This window comes from Chryseobacterium ginsenosidimutans, from assembly GCF_024807225.1.
GTDB classification, from domain to species: Bacteria; Bacteroidota; Bacteroidia; order Flavobacteriales; family Weeksellaceae; genus Chryseobacterium; species Chryseobacterium ginsenosidimutans.
On sequence record NZ_JANUCO010000001.1, the window covers coordinates 3,446,922 to 3,466,306 of the forward strand.

Genomic DNA, 19,385 nt, shown 5'->3' on the forward strand with positions numbered 1-19,385 from the left:
CATGAAAAAGAAAATTGCGGTCATTGGCTCGGGTTTTTCGGGGTTGTCTGCTGCTGCCTATGCTGCAAAAGACGGTCATGAAGTTCATTTGTTTGAAAAAAATAATGATGTTGGAGGAAGAGCCAGAAATTTTAAGACTGAGAACGGTTATACTTTTGATATGGGACCAAGTTGGTATTGGATGCCGGATATTATTGAATCTTTTTTTGAAGACTTCGGGCAGTCTATTTCAGATTTTTATACACTTATTCCTTTAGATCCGCAATTTGAAATGGTTTTTGATGATGGAGTAATGGGCATTCCGCACAACTATGAAGAGATGAAAACTCTTTTCGAAAAAACTGAAACCGGTGCCGGAAAAATGCTTGATAAATTAATGGCAGATGCCCAATATAAATATGAAGTAGGCATGAAAGATTTTGTTAATAAACCTTGTCATTCATGGTTTGAATTTGTTTCTCCGAAAATAGCGAAAAGTGCATTAAAACTGGATTTATTAACGAATTTTAAAAGCTTTGTCAGAAAATATTTTTCTCATCCAAAACTGATTATGTTAATGGAATTTCCTGTGATTTTTCTGGGAGCGGCTCCAAAAGACATTCCTGCATTATACAGCCTGATGAATTATGGTGGCTATAAATTGGGAACTTGGTATCCGATGGGTGGATTTTCAAAAATTATTGATGCGATGAAAGATATTGCTGTAAAACAAGCAGTTGAAATTAACTGCAACGCCAATGTAGAAAAAATCATCGTAAAAGATGGAAGGGCTTCAGGTTTAGTAGTCAATCAACAGGAAATTGATTTTGATGTTATCATTGCTTCGTCCGATTATCATCATACTGAAACCTTACTTCCAAGAGAATTCAGAAATTACGATGAAAAATATTGGGAAAAACGAATTTTTGCTCCCTCCTGTCTGATTTATTATTTAGGTTTTAAAGAAAAGATCCCGAATCTTATTCATCATACTTTATTTTTTGAAAACAATTTGGATCTTCATACCGAAGAGATTTACTCCGATAAAAAATGGCCTACAAAACCTTTGTTTTATGCATGTTGCCCTTCGAAAACAGATCCTTCTGTAGCGCCTGAAAACTCCGAAAATATATTTCTTTTGATGCCTGTTGCAACCGGAATAGAAGATTCTGAAGAAATCAGGGAAATTTATTTTAAAGAAATGATCTCAAGATTAGAAAAGCACACCGGAGCTTCTGATCTTTTGTCTAAAATTGATTATAAAAAAAGCTATTGCATAAAAGATTTTAAAGAAGATTATAATGCGTATCAGGGAAATGCCTACGGTCTTGCCAATACACTTTCTCAAACAGCAGTTTTAAAACCATCGATTCAGAATAAAAAATTAAAAAACCTCTTTTATACAGGGCAGCTTACCGTTCCGGGACCGGGAGTTTCCACCCTCCATAATTTCCGGAAAAATAGCCGCATATGAAGCCATTAAAAATTAATTGATATGAAAAAGTTATTTGATGAACTCTCCTACAAGGTCAGCAAAGAGACTACCAAACAATACAGTACAAGTTTTTCTTTCGGAATCCTTGCTCTTGCGTCATCTATCAGAAATCCTATCTACGCTATTTACGGATATGTTCGTCTGGCTGATGAAATCGTCGACAGTTTTCATGAATATGATAAAAGCAAATTGCTCAAAAGATTCAGAGAAGAAACCTGGGATGCGCTGGAAGAAAAAATTTCCCTCAATCCTATCCTTCAGTCATTTCAGGAAACGGTTCATCAGTATGATATTGACAGGATTCTTATTGAGCAATTCCTGAATAGCATGGAGATGGATCTTGAAAAGATTGATTATAATTCGGATCTTTATAAAGAATATATTTTAGGATCTGCCGAAGTGGTGGGATTAATGTGCCTTCAGGTATTTGTCAACGGAAATAAAGAACAATTTGAACAGTTGAAACCTTTTGCTATGAAATTGGGTTCTGTTTTCCAGAAGGTAAATTTCTTACGCGATATGAAAGATGATTATGAGATTTTAGGAAGGTGCTATTTTCCGGATCTTGACATTTCGTCGTTTGATAATTCCGTGAAGCTCTCCATTGAAAAGGATATAGCAACAGAATTCAAAGAAACACTGGAAGGTATAAAAATGCTTCCCGGATCATCAAGATTTGGAGTTTATCTTGCCTACCGCTATTACATTTCTCTTTTTGCTAAAATAAAAAAGAGATCTGCCAAAACCATTATGACTGAAAGGATAAGAATATCAAACGGAGCAAAAATTTCTTTGATGATGAGCAGTTACTTACAATATAAAACCTCTCTGTTATAGCAATACATTTTTATAATCTAATACTATTAAGCATGAATTTCCTTATTGTGGTTATTACTTTTTTTATCATGGAAGGCATGACCTGGCTCATCCATAAATATATTATGCATGGTTTTCTGTGGATTTTGCATAAAGACCATCATGATCACAGCAACGAAGGACATATGGAAAAAAATGATTATTTTTTCGTCATATTTGCTGTTCCTACTATTATTTTGATGTATTATGGGACGATTCAGAATTTCAACCATTGGTTTTACATCGCCGTAGGTATCGCATTGTACGGAATGGCGTATTTTTTTGTACATGATATATTTATCCACCAACGGATAAAATTCTTAAGAAATACTGAAAACCCGTATTTATTGGCCATCAGAAGAGCACACAAACAGCATCACAAACATACCGGAAAAGAAAAGGGAGAATGTTTTGGCTTTCTATGGGTTCCTGTTAAGTATTTTAAAATGTTTTTCAATAAAAATAAATAACCCATGCTTTCATACACTTATCTTCTGATCAACTTTTTTACGGTTATTATTTGTTTTATTTTTTCATTTCATCATAAAATAAAATTTAATAAGCATTTCGGGGCATTTTTTTCTGCTTCTTTTATCGTTGGCTCGGTCTTTATTATTTGGGACGCATGGTTTACAAAAATCGGAGTCTGGTGGTTTAATGAAAAATATATAATCGGAATTAAAATTTTAAAGCTTCCATTAGAAGAAATTTTATTTTTTATCTGTATTCCTTTTTCGTGCCTATTTACATATTTCTGTCTCGATAAATTTTTTAAGCTCGACTGGAAACCTCTTCCTGAAAAGATATTTGTCATAATAAGTATTCTAATCACCTTATTGATCGGAATTTATTTTAATGAAAAAATTTACACTTTATTTACATTTATAACGACTTCAATAAGCCTCTTTATATTGTATTTTATTTTAAAATCAAGATGGATTGGCAAGGCTTCATTTATTTATTTACTGCTAATGCCCGGTTTTCTATTAGTAAATGGAATTTTAACAGGTACCGGTTTGGAATCACCAATTGTTAATTATAATCAAAATGATTTTATAGGATTAAGAATATTGACCATCCCAATTGAAGATATGTTATATGGCTACGAGCTTATTTTATGGAATATTTATTTATTTTTAAAATTTAAAAAATAATTACTTGTATTTTAGAATCTGTGTAAATTTGATTCAACTATTTTAAAATTTACTACTGATTTTTTAACGCAAAATTTTATTCAATAGTATTTTAATTCAGTGAGCAAAGATGAATCAACAAGTTGATTTGATGAAGCATTGTTTTCACGCTTCGCGAAGCACATTTTATTTGCCTTCTAAAAATAATGCGTAATGTAAATAGAATCTTTGCGTTAAAAACAATAACAGATTACAAAATTTGTAATCTAAAATTTAAACAAGCTCTTAGATTCCTGTGAAGAGAAAAACTCATAAGAAATTTACTCTAATCTTCTTAGGTCGACATAGGTCAATTCGGATATACCGATGACCATTAATTTAAATCATATTAATTTTCAAATATTAAAAAATATCTCATAAATAAGTTTTACATTAACTTAAATAATTTTATAGATTAGCACCTTTTTTGAATTAGTCGATTTGAAATAAATAATATTCGTAAAAAGTAATTACATGACAAGTAAAATAATCGGTGTAGGAAATTATATACCCTTAGAAGTTATTGACAACATATTTTTTAATGACAACATATTTTTTGATGAAAATGGTAATAAATTGGAGCAGGACAATGCTATAATTGGAGAAAAGCTAAAAGAAATCACCGGGATTGAGGAGAGAAGGTATGCATCCAAAGAATTGGTAACTTCTGATCTGGGTCTTATTGCTGCAAAAGCTGCGATACAAAACTCTCAAATAGATCCTGAGACATTAGATTATATAATATTTGCGCACAATTTTGGCGATGTTCCTTACGGCGAAACTCAATCTGATGCTGTTCCCAGTTTAGCTTCCAGAGTTAAGCATCAATTGGGGATCAAAAATAATTACTGCGTTGCTTATGATGTTATATTTGGCTGCCCCGGCTGGATCGAAGGAGTTATACAAGCTAACGCATTTATTAAATCCGGAATTGCCAAAACTTGTTTGGTTATAGGAGCAGAAACTTTATCGCGTGTAGTCGACATTCATGATCGTGACAGCATGATTTATGCAGATGGTGCAGGTGCCGTAGTTCTTCAATCTCATGAGGGAGATTCTGGTGTTAAATCACATATTTCGGCTTCTTACACTTATAAAGAGAAAGATTATCTTTATTTCGGAAAAAGCAATAATCATGACAATTTATCAGATACGAAATTCATTAAGATGACCGGGAGAAAAATATATGAATTTGCTCTTTTGCATGTACCGGAAGCTATGAAAAAATGTCTTGACGATAGCGGATTTAAGATAAATGAATTGAGTAAAATAATTATTCATCAGGCTAATGAGAAAATGGATGAAGAAATTGTAAAGCGTTTTTACAAATTGTATGATACATCAGTACCAAAAGATATTATGCCCATGATAATAAGTAAACTTGGAAACAGCAGTGTTGCAACAATACCAACGTTACTCTCGATGATTTTAAATAACGAACTTCAAGATCATGATATCAAAGAAAATGATATTATATTATTCGCTTCGGTTGGAGCTGGGATGAATATAAATGCTTTGGTCTATAAATTTTAGTTAGAAGCAAATTTGAAATATTTGTCTCATTATATATTATTCTTAAAATAAAAAATGATTAATCTTAAAAAAATAGCAGGAAACCAATAATGGTTTCCTCTATTTATATTACCAAGAAAATTTTTAGTTTTTTCTTGATTATGCTACTTTTACGTTAACCGCGTTAACGCCTTTTGCTCCGTTTTGTAAATCGAATGTTACGACATCATTTTCACGAATATTATCTACTAAACCTGAAGTATGTACGAAAACATCCTGACCACCATTTGTAGGTGTAATAAAACCAAATCCTTTGGCATCGTTAAAGAATTTTACTGTTCCTTGTTGCATTGTATTGTATTATAAATTGTTGTATTTACTGATAAATTATGGGCTGTTGCCCGTAAACTGTTGGGATTATATCAAAACAGTTTTTTAATTTACGCTATTTTTACGTTAACCGCGTTAACGCCTTTTGCTCCGTTTTGTAAATCGAATGTTACGACATCATTTTCACGGATATTATCCACTAAACCTGAAGTATGTACGAAAACATCCTGACCACCATTTGTAGGTGTAATAAAACCAAATCCTTTGGCATCGTTAAAGAATTTTACTGTTCCTTGTTGCATTGTATTATATTATAAAATTATTGTATTTATTGATAAATTATTTTGGCTGCTGCCATCACGGCTTTGACGATTAGATCAAAACAGTCATAAATCGATTTGTGAACAAGAAATGATGTTGGTATTTTTAGAATCTTGAAAGTTTCAAGATGAAAAGGTACTGCACCTGGTAAATTGATGACAAAAATTAGCGGCTGAAAAAGCGAAGACTGATAGGGAATTGTAAATTCAAAAATTCAGAAGAAGCATCGGCAGGAGCCTGATTATTTTACAAATGTACTCTTAATTTATTGAATACAAGCAATTTTATTTTTTTATTTTTAATAATATCAATAAACATAGGCATGTTAAATAAAAATTGTCATTAACAATTAACCTGTAAATATGGATATTTACAGGTTTCATATCATTTACGATACTTTCGTCGGAATTTATTTTTACAGAAAAGATTATTTCTCAGAAATTATAGACTGCGATAATGAATTAATAGATACCCGTTGTGCATTTTAAAATATGTTTGGTTTTAAAATGCACAACGGGTTTAGAGATATTATGTTTAATACATAGTATACCTATCAAAAAAGAAATTGATGTAAATCTAAAGTCAGGTTCTAGAAAGAGATATAAGTTTTTTAAACATTTTTTCCTTCATCAATGTCGAAATAGATCTGATTATTTGTCAACAAAATTTAATGCCCTAAATTAGCCCTATAAATTTAGAAATAGATATGGATTCATTTCAGCCGCTCATCAATCACATCAGTAAAAAAATCTCATTTACCGAAGATGAAATGAAGGAATTTATCTCGCACTTCAAAGTGACTAAAATCAAGAAGAGACAATTTATCATTCAGCCTGATTTTATTCCGAAATATAGAAACTATGTGCTAAAGGGTGCATTTAGAGCTTATGTTATCGCTGATGAAGGCGAGGAACATACGATTCAGTTTGCTGTCGAAGACTGGTGGATTTCAGATTACAACGCTTATATTTTACAAAAGCCTGCATCGATGTTTGTCATGGCTCTGGAAGACAGCATTATCCTCCAGATTGATTATGAAAGTGAACAAAATCTAAAAGCTGCTCATCATAAATACGAAACTTTTTTCAGGATTATGGCAGAAAGTTCTGTCGCAGCAATGCAGAGAAGACTTATTAGCAATCTTACGAAAACTGCCGAGGAACGCTATCAGGAATTTGAAGAAAAATATCCTTCCATAGCTCAGCGCGTTCCTCAATATGCGCTGGCTTCATTTTTGGGCATGACCACACAATATATGTCCAAGCTCCGAAACATCAGGGTTTCCAAGAAAAGTTAATCTAGTTTCACTTTTTAAGCTCAACTAGTTTCTGTTTATTTCCTAATCTAGTTGATTGTACTCGCAGTGTTCATTACCGCACCTTTGTAATGTCAATAATGACAAATAATTTACATACAAAGTATATGAGCACAACAGAAAACAGAACATTTACAGTTCCGGTACGCGACGAAGTTTCTTCAAACAACCAAAATATCTTCGACACCCTTCAAAAAGGTCTTGGTTTCGTGCCAAATCTATACGCCTATTTTGGTAAAAATGAAACCGCATTAGGCGATTATCTTGGGTTACAAAATCGAAAAAGCACACTAAAACCCAAAGAAAGAGAAGTTATCAATCTTGTAACGAGCCAGATCAACGGATGCCGTTACTGCCAATCTGCCCATACTGTTTTAAGTAAAATGAATGGTTTTTCAGAAGACAATATTTTAGAAATCCGTGGAGGCAAAGCTTCTTTTGATACGAAATTAGATGCTTTGGCTAAATTTACGGCTTCCGTAGTTGAAAATCGTGGTAAAGCCACTCAGGAAAGTATTGAAGAATTCTTTGAAGCAGGATACACCGAACAGAATCTGATTGATGTTATAATGGTCGTTGGTGACAAGATCATTAGCAACTATATCCATAATCTTACCCAACTTGAAATTGATTTTCCTTTAGCTGATCAATTATAATTCACCATTAATCATCAAAACAATGAAAAATACAGGAAACTTTCAGCTGGAGACCCGTTTGAAAAAACTTAGAGATTTTTGGGGCTCTAAATTAACGCCTGCAGAAAATGAAACGATGGAAAGACATATCGAGTTTCTCCGCGAATCAGGAGCATTGGATAAAGTACTGAAAAAGGGAGACTTGGCTCCTGAATTCAATCTCAAAAATCAAAACGGACAGATCATCTCATCATCTGAATTATTAAAAAATGGACCTTTAGTCATTAGCTTTTACAGAGGAAGCTGGTGTCCTTATTGTGTGGAAGAAGTAAAGGCATTAGATCTTTTCTATCCTCAAATTCAGGAAAACGGTGCAGACCTCGTTGTATTGTCGCCACAAAGTTTTACCCGGACAGAAAAGCAAGCCGAAGAATTGCATCTAAAATATAATCTGCTTGTGGATGAAGACAACAAGACAGGAAAAGCATTTGGATTGGTGTACGAATTTCCTCAATATTTAAAAAATTTATATACGGAAAGATTTAATAACAATATTCAGGAGATTAACGAAGGTTTCTGCCTGGGAACTTCCTATTCCGGCTCGATTTGTAATAGGACAAGACGGGAATATCTTGGACGTTTTGGTAGATCCGGACTACCGTTTCCGCCCAGAACCGCCGGTCACAATAGCATTTATCAAAAATTTAGCGAAACAATAAGAGCGTGTTTAAAATTTTCTTACAAAGATTTTTTAACATTAAGAAGTTAAGGATTTATGCTTAAGAAGCTTAAAAAAAATCAATTTATTGATTTCTCAATTCTTAGTAATAAGCAGAATTCTTAAATTCTTAATGTTTAAATAAAGAATAAACTTCGTTTATTTTAGATTAAGAAAATTTAGATGATAAAATTTAAACAGGCTCTTAGATAAAAAGTATAAAACTAAAATAACTAGTCTGTTATTTTAGTTTTATACTTTGATAGAATGCATTTACGGGCAATCCTTAAGTACACGTATAGTATAGATCCATTTTGCGGTGTGATCAGAAAGCCGTGAATTTTTTCATTTTACCGTTGATCGTCGACTTAAAAAGAGAATCATCCCACAATACGATCTGATATGCAGAGTGATGATGCATCTCAACAATTAGATTTCGTGCGTAAGACCTAGAATAAATTAGTTTATTTTAGTGATGGATGATCTAATTGAATGACTGGCTGAATTCCAAAAGGATCTGGTTGGTTTTGCTCTTGAATAAACGGGTAAAAGATTGGGGATGTTCAAATCCCATTAAGCTCTATAATATGGCTGGTTTTTAATACAAAAGTCACTATAAATACTTCCGTTACCCACTATTGCCCAATTCCTCTAAGACGTACGTGATTCTCGGTTGTCCCTTATTTTAGTCTGTTAAAAGTTTATCATTAATCTCAATTTTATTGTAAGCTATCCATCGTTTTAAATTTCCAACCATTCTTTTTAAATGATCTTCATTCAAGAAAATATTTGTCCAATATTCAAATCTGTCGCACTGAACACTTATGTAATAGGTCATAATTGCTAAACATGCGTAGGATAAAAACTTTTTTTCTTCGTTACTGATTTTAGTTACAGTCTCATACCCTTTTATGAAGCTATCTGCTTTTACTTGATATTCTTCTTCGTTCAAATGGGTTGCAAATAACTGAAATAGGAAATAAGAAATGTCAAAGCATAAATAACCGTTGCCACAAAAATCAAAGTCAAAAAATGTTATTTCTTTTTCATCGTCAATGTGCAAATTGTCAAACCAAACGTCTAAATGAACAGTTCCATATCTCATTTTCTGTTTGTCAATATTTTCCATTTTTAGCGTTAAAAAAGTAGAAAGGGTTTCTAAAAATTCAATTTCGCTACTATTTTTACTATAGAATTCTTTTGTTGTTAAAATGGGATTCTTAAGCAAGTTTTGAGCATTGTAAGACATTCTCATCAGTTCTATATTCTCTGTAGATTGATGAACTTTTGCTAATGCTTGCCCAATTAGAAAGCTCGTTTGGTCTGAAAATTTTGCTGTCTTTATACCTTTAGCATACGAAAATAGAACGCCAAATCTTGTCCCTTCGGGAGCTTCAATTTCCTGAATGAATTTGTTCGATTTATCAGCTATCGGAAAAGCAACTTGTCGGTCTGCTTCTTTTAGAAGAATTAAAAGTCTTACTTCTTCTTCAATTTCTAATTTAGTCCGCCAATTATGGGTGTAAACTCTAAAAACGTATTTGTCTTCGCCATCATGAACAATGTATAAATGATTCATAGCAAGTCGAAATATGCTACATTCCGTCTTGTCGGTTAATTCATATTTTTGTTGAATAAGTTTACCGAGTTCATTTGGTGAAAGTGTACTATTTATTGTAGAAAATTTCTCTGTCATCAATCTTTAGTTCGTAGTTGGTTATAAAATATATGCAATTTCGTTAACATTTTTCGGATTTACACCTATTAATTCGTTTTGTGAGATTTAACAATATCCCCTTGTTAGCAGCAGGCAATTATTTTTCATTAAGAATTAATATTAAGAAACTGTTTATAATTATTAAAGTGTTGGTTACTCCAAGATCAAAATAATGAAGCCATTGAGTAAGCAAAGTCAGAATGCTTAGCGTATTAATATCCATCGGTTATTTTTGAAGCAGAAGAATCTTGCAAATGCAGTTGTGACCTCATTATTAGCTTTTTCATGTGCTGAAATTTTCCTAAATGTATTAAAAAAGTAAGATTGTATTTCTAACAATTTAAATCTCAATTCCTTTACATTACAGAATGTAATCTGCAAATCTTTGATACAATATCAAAATTTTAAACAAAAAAAATCCCGGATGAACGGGATTTTAATTTCTGATATTCAAATTTATTTTATCTCTACAGGAACTGAGATTTTATCCCAATCCATTGTGAATCCATTATTGTTTACTTTGTAAACCAACGTTTCCTGTGTTGCTGGTAAAGCTTTTGTTTTTACATCAACACGTAAAGCATCTTTAGCTTCTTCGTATTTATAAGCGCCCCATTGTTTTGGCTCTTTGTTGAAAATCGCAGTCCAGGTTCCGGTTTCTTTAGGGATTAAGAAAAAGCTGTATTTACCTGCAGGAAGTTTTTTCCCCTGAACGGTAATGTCTTTATTCGTTTCGAAAGTAGTTGCTTCATTGGCACCCGCACGCCAAACTTTATTATAAGCTTCCAACCCACCCCAGATTGTACGCCCTTTAACAGAAGGACTGCTATAGGCAATTGTAATGGTTGCATCTTTAATTTTTCCCGTTACAGTTGCCGGAGGACTCGCAGGTTTTTTAGCTTCCTGTGCAAATGCATTTACTGAAATCGTCATTGCAGCAAAAACTACAGCAACAGTTTTAATCATTGTTTTCATAATATTTTTATTGTATGTATTTATGTATGTATGCGTTACGAAGTTACTGCTTTCTGCTTATAAAACAGTAACCCGATTGATGAAAATATAATAACTGCCGCTGCACCAATGACGTTGAGCCAAAGGAAAGAAACGATATCAAAATTGTAAATGGCAATAACCGTAATTTCTGATAAAATTGCCGAAATAAATACATTTGAACCGGTAATTTTTTTATAATAAAACGCGACAAGAAAAATCCCTAATATCGGACCGTAGAAAAGAGAAACCCAAGACATTCACCGCTTCAATAAGAGAACCCATTTGAGTGGCAAACATGGCAACACCGATTGAGAAAATACCCCACGCTAAAGTATGTAGCCGACTATACTTCAATTCGGTAGCATCATCTAAAACTTCTTTTTTAAATATCAAATGAACATCTTTCAGTGAACAGGCGGCAAGGGAATTCAGTGCTGCGGAAATTGAACCCCAACTGGCTAGAAAAATGACGGCAAACAGTAAACCAATCATTCCTACAGGCAATGTATTTTTTACGAAATACAGGAAAATATAATTGGTATCTGTTTTCTCCGCATTAAAATTTGAATTGTTTATAGCTTCTTCTACCCTGCCGTGAAGTGCTTTTACCTCGGTTTGTGTACTTTTAAAATCCTGAATTATTTTTTGAAGTTGGGGAGAATTGTTTTCTTTTAACTTTAAAATTTCTTTCGATTCTGCATTAAATTTTGTTTGCAAATTCTGATGCTCTTTTTCAAAAACCGCAGCCTGTTCAGGTTTTGTTTCCTTTAAATGTTGATAAGAGCGTTCGTTAAAATAAATCGGAGCCGGTTTTAGAGAAAAGAAAGCGAAAAGCAAAGCACCGATCAAAAGAATAGCAAACTGCATCGGAATTTTAACTAATCCATTCAACAGCAAGCCCATTTTTGCATTGGTGTTGTCTTTCGCAGTAATATATCTCCCAACCTGACTCTGGTCAGTACCAAAGTAAGAAAGTGCCAGGAAAAAACCGCCGATCAACCCACTCCAAATATTGTATTTATCTTTCCAATCGAATTCTGTGGTGATTACATTGAGCTTTCCGGATTTCCCCGCCAGATAAAGCGCATCCTTAAAACCAATACCATTCGGCATATTTTGAATAAGCAAATAACCTGCAAAAGCCATGGTTCCCAGAATAATAAGAAACTGTAATTTTTGGGTGTGAGCGATCGCTTTTGCGCCACCAACATAAGTGTAAATCATCAGAATTCCACCTGTTAAAACATTCGTTAAATAAATATTCCAGTTTAAAACGCTTGATAAGATGATACTCGGAGCGTAAATGCTGATTCCTGTTGATAAGCCTCTTGAAAAAAGAAAAAGCAGTGAAGTAAGCACCCTTGTTTTTTTATCAAAACGGTTTTCTAAATATTCATAGGCGGTGTAGACATTTAATCGCTGAAAAATCGGGATGAAAGTGATACAGATAACAATCATCGCCAAAGGCAAACCAAAGTAATACTGCACGAAACGCATCCCATCTGTATAAGCCTGACCCGGTGCCGAAAGAAATGTAATGGCACTTGCCTGCGTAGCCATAATACCTATCAACACAATGTACCAAGGCATTTTATTATCTGCTTTCAGGTATGATTCGTTGCTTTTTTGCCCACGACCGATAAATACGCCGTAAACAACCACTGCAACCAGTGTAAAAATAAGAACTGTCCAATCTATCGTACTCATGCCCAGAATTTAGTAAACAAATAATAAAATGCGATCTGTAATACTAGTGCAACTGCTAATAATATATACCAGATATTCCAATTTTTAAGTTGATTGTTCATCAGTTTTTCTGTGCAGATAAAAAGTTTAAAAATAAACGTGCCGCGCCAACATTTCCTGCAGGCAGCTGTCTGAAAAATGCCAACGGTGTATAAATAAAATTACCCTTCCCGTATTTGGCATATAAAGTTGATCCCTGAAGAGAATCTTCACCTGTATCGTGCATTTCAAAAAGCGGTTCATACGCTGCATCCCATTTCTCAGGGAAATAAGCGCCACGCTCCTGAACCCAACCTTTAAAATCATCAGCAGTAATTTTGTTCGGATAGTTCAGCAATTTATGATTGGGATTTAAAAACTTAACCTCAGCATTTTCTTCGGTCACACGCTTATTGGCAATACTGAAATTATACATCCCCAATTGGTTAACCGTTGTATCCTGATTGGTGTTATACTGCATCACCAAATTACCTCCCGCTTTTACATAAGACCATAAAAAAGGCATCCAACGACCCAATTTTTTCTCCGTATTATTGGCACGAACACCCAATACAATGGCGTCATATTGCGATAGCTTGTTTTGACTACCGTTTCCGCCGGATTCATCTAAGTTGCCATAAAAATCTTCGTCTTTCAAGACATCTACCTGAATACCTGCAATGCGCAGAAACTCAGGAATGAAATCACCCGCACCTTCTATGTAACCCACTTTTTTAACTTTCGCCTGAATATCGCCTTTCATTACGATGACCGTTGCAGGTGCAAAATATTGTAAGGACGGTAAATGCGGGTACTGAATTAGTACCTTATTTTTATTGTAAATTACTCCATCTGCAACATAATTTGCATCCAATTGCAAACGACTCGAATTGATTGAGGCAAGTTTATTTTTTGGAATAACGTAATCGATGGTAAAATCTTTGCCTGTGATCGAATTTACATCAGCACTGCCTAATTGTTCTCCGTTATACATCAGGTTTATTTTACTATTAGTGAATTTTTTGCTGGAATTAACCTTAACATTTAAACTCAAATGTAAATCTTCATTTTCCTTGACCAAATAAAGGGGTTGTGCAAATTTCAGTTCCAATGCAGGAACAATGCGCAAAGCTTCAACCACATCACCACGCACCGGATCTAATTTCTTGAAAGATAAAGGAAGTTTAACCTGAAACTTTTCCGAACCTATTTTTAAATTAAGCAAAACATTCAATGGTGATTCTGCTTCCGGCAAACCGACTAAAGTATCATTCGGAACAGAGAAAGTTGCTGCGTTCGTGGGAGATTTTGCCAACCAGTAAGGTTCTGTGAGTGCTGCATCTGCAGGAATCTGAATGTCGTGCTGAATGGTAATTAAAGAATCTTTTGATAATTTTCTATTGAAGCTTTCTGATTGACTTAACCATTTTACATTTTCTAAAACGACAGGATTTTCAGCTCTTGAAATCAGATTTAACCTGAAATTGTGATTGTCTCCGGCAACAGCTTCCGCCTGATTGGTCACTACTTCGCCCATAAATCCGGCACAGCTTAAAATGATATTATCGAGTGCTGTAATTTTATCCTTTTTTAGGTTTACGTCATTTAGCGCCATCACCTTTTTTCGCAAAACAAGCAAAGCAGGTAAACTAAGGTCAGGTTTATTAAAATTGAAAGCAGAAATAATTTTATCCAATGATTGATCAATATCGGCGTTTCCTTTTGCCGTCCAGGTTTTAACTACACCATCAAAAAGTGTTGCTTTTGCAGGCTCGCCAAGAACGCTGGTAAAATATTCAGTTTTGATTCCGGCTACAGACTGTGTTCCCGCACCCTGACTTTTATGTAAACTTCTGCTTAATCCTGCCAATTCACCATAGCCCATTCCCAATTGCGCATCATATTGCCCAACGGTAACTTTCATTTGATTTTCAGCTGTTGTATTGACAGAACCAAATCGGAAAGTATTCCACAATACACGTTTTGGTTGCCATACAGTAATATATTTTAGTTGATCCGGGAAAGCGGTTTTATCTCCTGCCAGCTTAAAAGCTTTTTCCGCAACCACAGCCGAAGCCGCATGTTGTCCGTGTCCTGCCGCAGCAGTAGGAGGAAAACGACAAATGATCACATCAGGACGGAATTTTCGGATGACCCAAACTACATCTGCTGTAATGCTGTCTGCATCCCATTGTTTGAAGGTGTCGGTCGTATTTTTAGAGAACCCGAAATCAATCGCGCGGGTAAAAAACTGTTGGGCACCGTCTAACTTTCTTGCTTCTAAAAGCTCATGCGTTCTTATTAAACCCAATGCAGCACCTTGTTCTGTCCCCAATAAATTCTGACCGCCATCACCTCTGGTTAAAGACAAATAACCCGTCTCTACATTCTGGTCGTTGATTAACCAGGAGAGTAATCCTGTATTTTCATCATCGGGATGAGCAGCCAAGTATAAAACTTTAGGTATATGTTTAAGGGTTTTGAGTTCTCGGTAAATTTCGGATGATTTTGAGGGACGAACCTGTTGGGCCGAACAAAAAACCGAAAAAAAGCCAAGGATAAATATAATGAATACTTTTTTGAACATTTGAATTTGCTTTGCGGGGCAAATATAGGTAAATCGTTTTTCTTTCAACTTTAAAAGAAAAAGCACGTAACAACTCCGAATATTCTATTATATTTTTCGTAAATCTCTGTGTAAAAAAAGACAATCGTTTTGTGATTTAAATTTAGAGCCTGTTTAAATTTCATATCATAAACTTTTCCCCTGTTTGAAATATGATTTTTTATATTTTCTTGAAATTGAAAGTTTTTGTATCAAAAGACTTAAGGTCTCTTTCAAAAGGAATCTTCTTTTTAACGCAAAGATTATATTTACATTCCGCATTATTTTAGAAGGCAAAGGCAAATAAATTTGCTTCGCGAAGCGTGAAAACAAGACTTCATCAAATCAACTTGTTGATTCATCTTTGCTCACTTCAATTAAATAATATTGAATTAAAGCTTTGCGTTAAAAAAATTAATAGTGTTTTTTTTAATTTTTAAATCAAATTTAAACAGGCTCTTAGGCTATTCAGGCTCTTACTTCATTTTACTGTAATTGCACTTATTGTATATTTAGAATACTGTAAACATCGTTTAATAACAAAAGAATTAAATTTTTATAATATGTTTATATAACTTAAGTACTTTCTTTATTTTACGTTTAATTAATAATCTATTTGTTGCCTGAATAATTTTTTTAAGACAAAACTCTGAAGAAATTCCGGATAGTAGAGCGTATTCTTCAGCAATTATTTTTATTATTTCTCTGTCATTTGTGAATCTCGCAAAACTCTTTAGACGCTTGTCGATATCGATGTTATCATAAAAATTCATTCTGTTTAAATCCACCATATAAACATCATAATTATCATTTTCTTTTTTTATTAAAAAATTACCCGAAGAATTATCCAGAAACTGAATCCCATTATTATGTAAACGAAAGATGAGAGACACATATTCCTTAATAATTCTTTCTCTGTCCGGAAAAGAATTATCGTAGAGAACATCCGTTAAAGGAATTGAATTTTCAAGTTGTTCGCTCACATAATAACTAGACGTTAAGCCTATAAAATCGTGATTTTCAATATAAGCGACAGGTTTTGGGGTATGAAATTTTTTGTCAATTAACATGTGTGCATATTCAAAAGATCTTCTGGCTTTAGATTTTCGATAAAATTTATAGACATGTCTATTGATAATGTTATGTTGCTTAAAAGATTTAAAATTTAAAATCAGACCACCAATTTCAAAAATTTTAATCACATTTCTACTGCCATTTCCAATTAGTGTTCCATCATTTTTAAATTTTTTTAGAATGGCTGTTATTTCCTCTTCGTATTGGGATAAGTTTTCAGCAAGAATCAGTTTCATGATCGTTTATTTAAAAAATTAAGAATGGCTTAAAGTTTTGCGTAGTAAATCTATAATACCTTCATTATCCACATTTCCCGTATTAATAGAAAAACTCTTATTGCCATAAGGTTTATAAGCATTCTCGTCGGTTACTGAAAACAAACCGACAGTAGGCGTTCCGGAAGCACTTGCCAAATGCATTACTCCGTTATCTGCTGCGATAAAAAGCACACAATTTGCAATAAAAGCGCCCATCTCGCGAATATCTTTACTGTAAAAAGAGGGGATTTTAAAATTTAATTTCGATATATTTTCAACGGGTAAAAGCTCGATAATATTATACTCCGGAAAAGCTTTTTCTAATTTATCATAGAATTCTGTCCACCAGCTTTCAGAATAGCACTTTTCTCCTGTAGCGTTTGTAAAAAGACAAATGGTCTTCTTGTCATTTTTTACGAGTTCAAGTAATTTTTCCTTTCCTTTTTGGATTTCATTTTTATCTAACTTAAGGTCAAGAGATGGTACTTTGTCTGTGTTTTCAGACTTACCTAATTTTGATAAATAATCTCTTAAATTGTAAACACTGTTTTTAGCAGAATGCCCATAATCTGAATATTGTGATGAACAATTTTCGTCAAAGTCTCCAAATAATCTGTATTTTGAATTCGCAAAAAGAGTAGATAATCTACCTGAAGACGACCCAAAACTGGCATTAATAACCAGATCGTATCTTTTTGTTCTTATCGAAGTCCATCCTTTTATATATTGAAATAAATTGCTAAACGGTTTTTTTGGAAGTTGGGTAATCTTATCAATATTTGTATAATTTTTATAAATTGAAGGGGTAATACCGCCTTTTACAAATAAATCGATTTTGCTTTCCGGAAAAGTATCAATAACTTCCTGAACCAAAGGGCTAAGTAACAATAAATTGCCTAATCTGTGATTGGGTCTGGAAATTAATATTCTTTTTATGATGATATCTTTTTCAGGATTTAGATCTATACTTGATTTTCCAATATTTTTAGTCAAGCTTCGCATGATAGATCTTCTAACACTATTTATATTTTTCTTGATTTTCATGGGCAAAATATTTTGTAACAGTTATGCGTTACGAATTTAGAGAAAATACTTTAAACAGTAGATTTTTTAATAATTTCATCATAATAGTTTTTTTCAATATAAAAAATTTTGAATATCGATTTTTGTGGATTATTACTAAATATCCATTACAACAATCTCATCTGCTAGCAATTATTTTTAGTAACTCGAAAAAAGATAAAATATTTCAAAATAGGGGCTTAAATTTACCATTGATCTAATTTTTTTTCAATCAGAAATTTGATAGAGAAATATTATCAATAATTTAAATATTTTCATATTAAGAGAATGATGGTTTTTGATATTTTCTTAGTTTCTGCCCTGCCAAAGATTGGCTAAATTCGTTTTATCAATCCGTATTAAAGAGCTATATTTAAAGCAAATTTTATATTAAGAAATTGATCTATACAACACTTTTAAATATTGCTATTTTTCAGGGAGTAGTCTTAGGCGTAGTCATTTTAAAGTCTTCCTTATTCAATAGCAAATCAAATAAATATTTAGCCTATTTACTATTTGCACTTTCCTTTGTTTTACTGAATTATGTTTTTGAAATTGAAGGTGCATTTACGTCCTATCCTTTTCTACGTTTTCTGGACTATATTGAGTGGATATTTTTACTACCCGTCTTCATCTTCCTGTTTATAATAAACCGAATTGATGACACTGTAAAGAACAGACAAAGAACTTATTTGTATTATATTCCGTTTGCCTATTCCTCTACTTTTACGATTACATACCATCTGAATGATATTTTAGGAATTTATAAAATCGCAGATTCAGGCATTTTCATAATCAATATACTTAGACTGATTCAGCTTTTATTTGCCTTTATCATCATCTTGTTTCCACCTTTTTACTCTTATTTTATGATAAGGCACTTAAAAGATCTACAAGAAAAAAAATGGATAATCATCTTATTAACTACACTCTATTTATTATTATCTACCTGGCTAATTACATATATGACTGGCTTCTTTTTTGGAGTAGACATTTCTTCTACCATGAGTGTGTTGGCTTTATGTGCAACATTTATTATGCACTGGACAGCTTATATAGGTATTTACAAATACAAGCTTGCAAAAAACAAAGATGCTGTCTACCATTTTCTAAATAATGATTCAACTGTTTTGTCTCCCGATCTGCAAATTGTAGAAAATAGTACGCCACAAGAATATAAGGAATCTATCACGGCAGATAATCTTTATTTTCAAAAACTGGAACTTCTTTGTAAAGATGAGCACATTTATACCGACAGCACATTAAACAGGGAAAAAGTTGCTGAAAAACTAGGCATAAGCGCTGGATATGTTTCGCAAATTGTAAACACGATAACCGGAGATAACTTTGCCCATTACATCAATCAATATCGGGTGGAAGCTGTGAAGAAAATGATATCAGATCCGGAATATGAAAACTATACTTTGCTGACGATGGGATTAGAATCCGGGTTTACTTCAAAAACTACTTTTTACAATGCCTTTAAAAAAGTTACCGGTCAAACCCCCAATGAATACAAAAACAGCAGAAAATAAGTCCCATTTTATCCATTTTTAAGCTTTTGGAACCCGTTCTAATTTGATTTATTTGAGTTTTGCACTTAAATAATTCAAATTA

The 19,385-nt window shown here is 33.2% G+C and carries 18 protein-coding genes; 10 read left to right on the forward strand and 8 right to left on the reverse strand.

Translation table 11 applies throughout. The features are described 5' to 3' along the window. Window position 1 precedes the first annotated feature (1 nt). The 5 genes from crtID to J3D55_RS16225 all read left to right on the forward strand — a co-directional run bounded on the left by crtID (window position 2) and on the right by J3D55_RS16225 (window position 5,034). Window positions 2-1,453 carry a bifunctional phytoene desaturase/3,4-desaturase gene (crtID, locus tag J3D55_RS16205; RefSeq protein WP_310467156.1) on the forward strand — a complete coding sequence of 484 codons (1,452 nt, stop codon included), beginning with the start codon at window positions 2-4 and terminating at the stop codon, window positions 1,451-1,453. A gap of 21 nt (window positions 1,454-1,474) precedes the next feature. Then, window positions 1,475-2,311 carry a phytoene/squalene synthase family protein gene (locus J3D55_RS16210; RefSeq protein WP_259132532.1) on the forward strand — a complete coding sequence of 279 codons (837 nt, stop codon included), beginning with the start codon at window positions 1,475-1,477 and terminating at the stop codon, window positions 2,309-2,311. A 32-nt stretch (window positions 2,312-2,343) separates the two neighbouring features. After that, entirely contained in the window at window positions 2,344-2,799 is a 456-nt protein-coding gene (locus J3D55_RS16215) for a sterol desaturase family protein (protein WP_259132533.1), read from the forward strand. A 3-nt stretch (window positions 2,800-2,802) separates the two neighbouring features. Continuing rightward, window positions 2,803-3,483 carry a lycopene cyclase domain-containing protein gene (locus J3D55_RS16220; protein WP_259132534.1) on the forward strand — a complete coding sequence of 227 codons (681 nt, stop codon included), beginning with the start codon at window positions 2,803-2,805 and terminating at the stop codon, window positions 3,481-3,483. A 492-nt stretch (window positions 3,484-3,975) separates the two neighbouring features. Then, entirely contained in the window at window positions 3,976-5,034 is a 1,059-nt protein-coding gene (locus J3D55_RS16225) for a 3-oxoacyl-ACP synthase III family protein (RefSeq protein ID WP_259132535.1), read from the forward strand. Between the two features lie 138 nt (window positions 5,035-5,172). On the opposite strand, the gene J3D55_RS16230 is transcribed toward J3D55_RS16225, so the two are convergent. Both J3D55_RS16230 and J3D55_RS16235 read right to left on the reverse strand, forming a co-directional pair. Continuing rightward, window positions 5,173-5,364, reverse strand: coding sequence for a cold-shock protein (locus J3D55_RS16230; protein ID WP_259132536.1), 192 nt, complete (start codon window positions 5,362-5,364; stop codon window positions 5,173-5,175). Window positions 5,365-5,453: 89 nt separating this feature from the next. Next, on the reverse strand, window positions 5,454-5,645 hold the full coding sequence (locus J3D55_RS16235; RefSeq protein WP_259132537.1) for a cold-shock protein: 192 nt from the start codon (window positions 5,643-5,645) through the stop codon (window positions 5,454-5,456). Between the two features lie 381 nt (window positions 5,646-6,026). Between J3D55_RS16235 and J3D55_RS16240 the strand changes: the two genes are divergently transcribed. The 4 genes from J3D55_RS16240 (at window position 6,027) to J3D55_RS16255 (ending at window position 8,383) form a co-directional block, all read left to right on the forward strand. Beyond that, entirely contained in the window at window positions 6,027-6,152 is a 126-nt protein-coding gene (locus tag J3D55_RS16240) for a hypothetical protein (RefSeq protein WP_259132538.1), read from the forward strand. 218 nt (window positions 6,153-6,370) lie between these two features. Continuing rightward, entirely contained in the window at window positions 6,371-6,961 is a 591-nt protein-coding gene (locus J3D55_RS16245) for a Crp/Fnr family transcriptional regulator (RefSeq protein ID WP_259132539.1), read from the forward strand. 125 nt (window positions 6,962-7,086) lie between these two features. Beyond that, window positions 7,087-7,635: a carboxymuconolactone decarboxylase family protein gene (locus tag J3D55_RS16250; protein WP_259132540.1), complete on the forward strand. Its 549-nt coding sequence runs from the start codon at window positions 7,087-7,089 to the stop codon at window positions 7,633-7,635. Window positions 7,636-7,657: 22 nt separating this feature from the next. Next, entirely contained in the window at window positions 7,658-8,383 is a 726-nt protein-coding gene (locus J3D55_RS16255) for a peroxiredoxin family protein (RefSeq protein WP_259132541.1), read from the forward strand. Window positions 8,384-9,017: 634 nt separating this feature from the next. Here the strand turns inward: J3D55_RS16255 and J3D55_RS16260 are convergent. The 6 genes from J3D55_RS16260 to J3D55_RS16285 all read right to left on the reverse strand — a co-directional run bounded on the left by J3D55_RS16260 (window position 9,018) and on the right by J3D55_RS16285 (window position 17,750). Then, complete coding sequence (locus J3D55_RS16260; protein ID WP_259132542.1) at window positions 9,018-10,028, reverse strand: phosphotransferase; 1,011 nt, start codon at window positions 10,026-10,028, stop codon at window positions 9,018-9,020. Between the two features lie 477 nt (window positions 10,029-10,505). Next, window positions 10,506-11,024 carry a DUF2911 domain-containing protein gene (locus J3D55_RS16265; protein WP_259132543.1) on the reverse strand — a complete coding sequence of 173 codons (519 nt, stop codon included), beginning with the start codon at window positions 11,022-11,024 and terminating at the stop codon, window positions 10,506-10,508. Between the two features lie 213 nt (window positions 11,025-11,237). After that, window positions 11,238-12,752 (reverse strand): sodium:solute symporter family protein, encoded by a 1,515-nt coding sequence (locus J3D55_RS16270; protein WP_259132544.1) that lies wholly within the window; start codon window positions 12,750-12,752, stop codon window positions 11,238-11,240. Between the two features lie 100 nt (window positions 12,753-12,852). Continuing rightward, window positions 12,853-15,219, reverse strand: coding sequence for a PIG-L family deacetylase (locus tag J3D55_RS16275; protein WP_259132545.1), 2,367 nt, complete (start codon window positions 15,217-15,219; stop codon window positions 12,853-12,855). A 704-nt stretch (window positions 15,220-15,923) separates the two neighbouring features. Then, window positions 15,924-16,685: a lipopolysaccharide kinase InaA family protein gene (locus J3D55_RS16280; RefSeq protein ID WP_259132546.1), complete on the reverse strand. Its 762-nt coding sequence runs from the start codon at window positions 16,683-16,685 to the stop codon at window positions 15,924-15,926. Window positions 16,686-16,703: 18 nt separating this feature from the next. Continuing rightward, window positions 16,704-17,750 (reverse strand): glycosyltransferase family 9 protein, encoded by a 1,047-nt coding sequence (locus J3D55_RS16285; protein WP_259132547.1) that lies wholly within the window; start codon window positions 17,748-17,750, stop codon window positions 16,704-16,706. Window positions 17,751-18,733: 983 nt separating this feature from the next. Between J3D55_RS16285 and J3D55_RS16290 the strand changes: the two genes are divergently transcribed. Then, window positions 18,734-19,303 carry a helix-turn-helix domain-containing protein gene (locus J3D55_RS16290; protein ID WP_259132548.1) on the forward strand — a complete coding sequence of 190 codons (570 nt, stop codon included), beginning with the start codon at window positions 18,734-18,736 and terminating at the stop codon, window positions 19,301-19,303. Window positions 19,304-19,385: the final 82 nt, after the last annotated feature.

What these genes read in the sequence shown, in the direction of transcription:
- J3D55_RS16220 (WP_259132534.1), top strand. Translation starts at nt 2,803, where the DNA reads ATGCTTTCATACACTTATCTTCTGATCAACTTTTTTACGGTTATTATT.
- J3D55_RS16255 (WP_259132541.1), top strand. Translation starts at nt 7,658, where the DNA reads ATGAAAAATACAGGAAACTTTCAGCTGGAGACCCGTTTGAAAAAACTT.
- J3D55_RS16260 (WP_259132542.1), bottom strand. Translation starts at nt 10,028, where the DNA reads ATGACAGAGAAATTTTCTACAATAAATAGTACACTTTCACCAAATGAA.
- J3D55_RS16225 (WP_259132535.1), top strand. Translation starts at nt 3,976, where the DNA reads ATGACAAGTAAAATAATCGGTGTAGGAAATTATATACCCTTAGAAGTT.
- J3D55_RS16240 (WP_259132538.1), top strand. Translation starts at nt 6,027, where the DNA reads ATGGATATTTACAGGTTTCATATCATTTACGATACTTTCGTCGGAATT.
- J3D55_RS16210 (WP_259132532.1), top strand. Translation starts at nt 1,475, where the DNA reads ATGAAAAAGTTATTTGATGAACTCTCCTACAAGGTCAGCAAAGAGACT.
- J3D55_RS16230 (WP_259132536.1), bottom strand. Translation starts at nt 5,364, where the DNA reads ATGCAACAAGGAACAGTAAAATTCTTTAACGATGCCAAAGGATTTGGT.
- J3D55_RS16285 (WP_259132547.1), bottom strand. Translation starts at nt 17,750, where the DNA reads ATGAAAATCAAGAAAAATATAAATAGTGTTAGAAGATCTATCATGCGA.
- J3D55_RS16270 (WP_259132544.1), bottom strand. Translation starts at nt 12,752, where the DNA reads ATGAGTACGATAGATTGGACAGTTCTTATTTTTACACTGGTTGCAGTG.
- J3D55_RS16290 (WP_259132548.1), top strand. Translation starts at nt 18,734, where the DNA reads ATGACTGGCTTCTTTTTTGGAGTAGACATTTCTTCTACCATGAGTGTG.
- J3D55_RS16215 (WP_259132533.1), top strand. Translation starts at nt 2,344, where the DNA reads ATGAATTTCCTTATTGTGGTTATTACTTTTTTTATCATGGAAGGCATG.
- J3D55_RS16235 (WP_259132537.1), bottom strand. Translation starts at nt 5,645, where the DNA reads ATGCAACAAGGAACAGTAAAATTCTTTAACGATGCCAAAGGATTTGGT.
- crtID (WP_310467156.1), top strand. Translation starts at nt 2, where the DNA reads ATGAAAAAGAAAATTGCGGTCATTGGCTCGGGTTTTTCGGGGTTGTCT.
- J3D55_RS16265 (WP_259132543.1), bottom strand. Translation starts at nt 11,024, where the DNA reads ATGAAAACAATGATTAAAACTGTTGCTGTAGTTTTTGCTGCAATGACG.
- J3D55_RS16280 (WP_259132546.1), bottom strand. Translation starts at nt 16,685, where the DNA reads ATGAAACTGATTCTTGCTGAAAACTTATCCCAATACGAAGAGGAAATA.
- J3D55_RS16245 (WP_259132539.1), top strand. Translation starts at nt 6,371, where the DNA reads ATGGATTCATTTCAGCCGCTCATCAATCACATCAGTAAAAAAATCTCA.
- J3D55_RS16250 (WP_259132540.1), top strand. Translation starts at nt 7,087, where the DNA reads ATGAGCACAACAGAAAACAGAACATTTACAGTTCCGGTACGCGACGAA.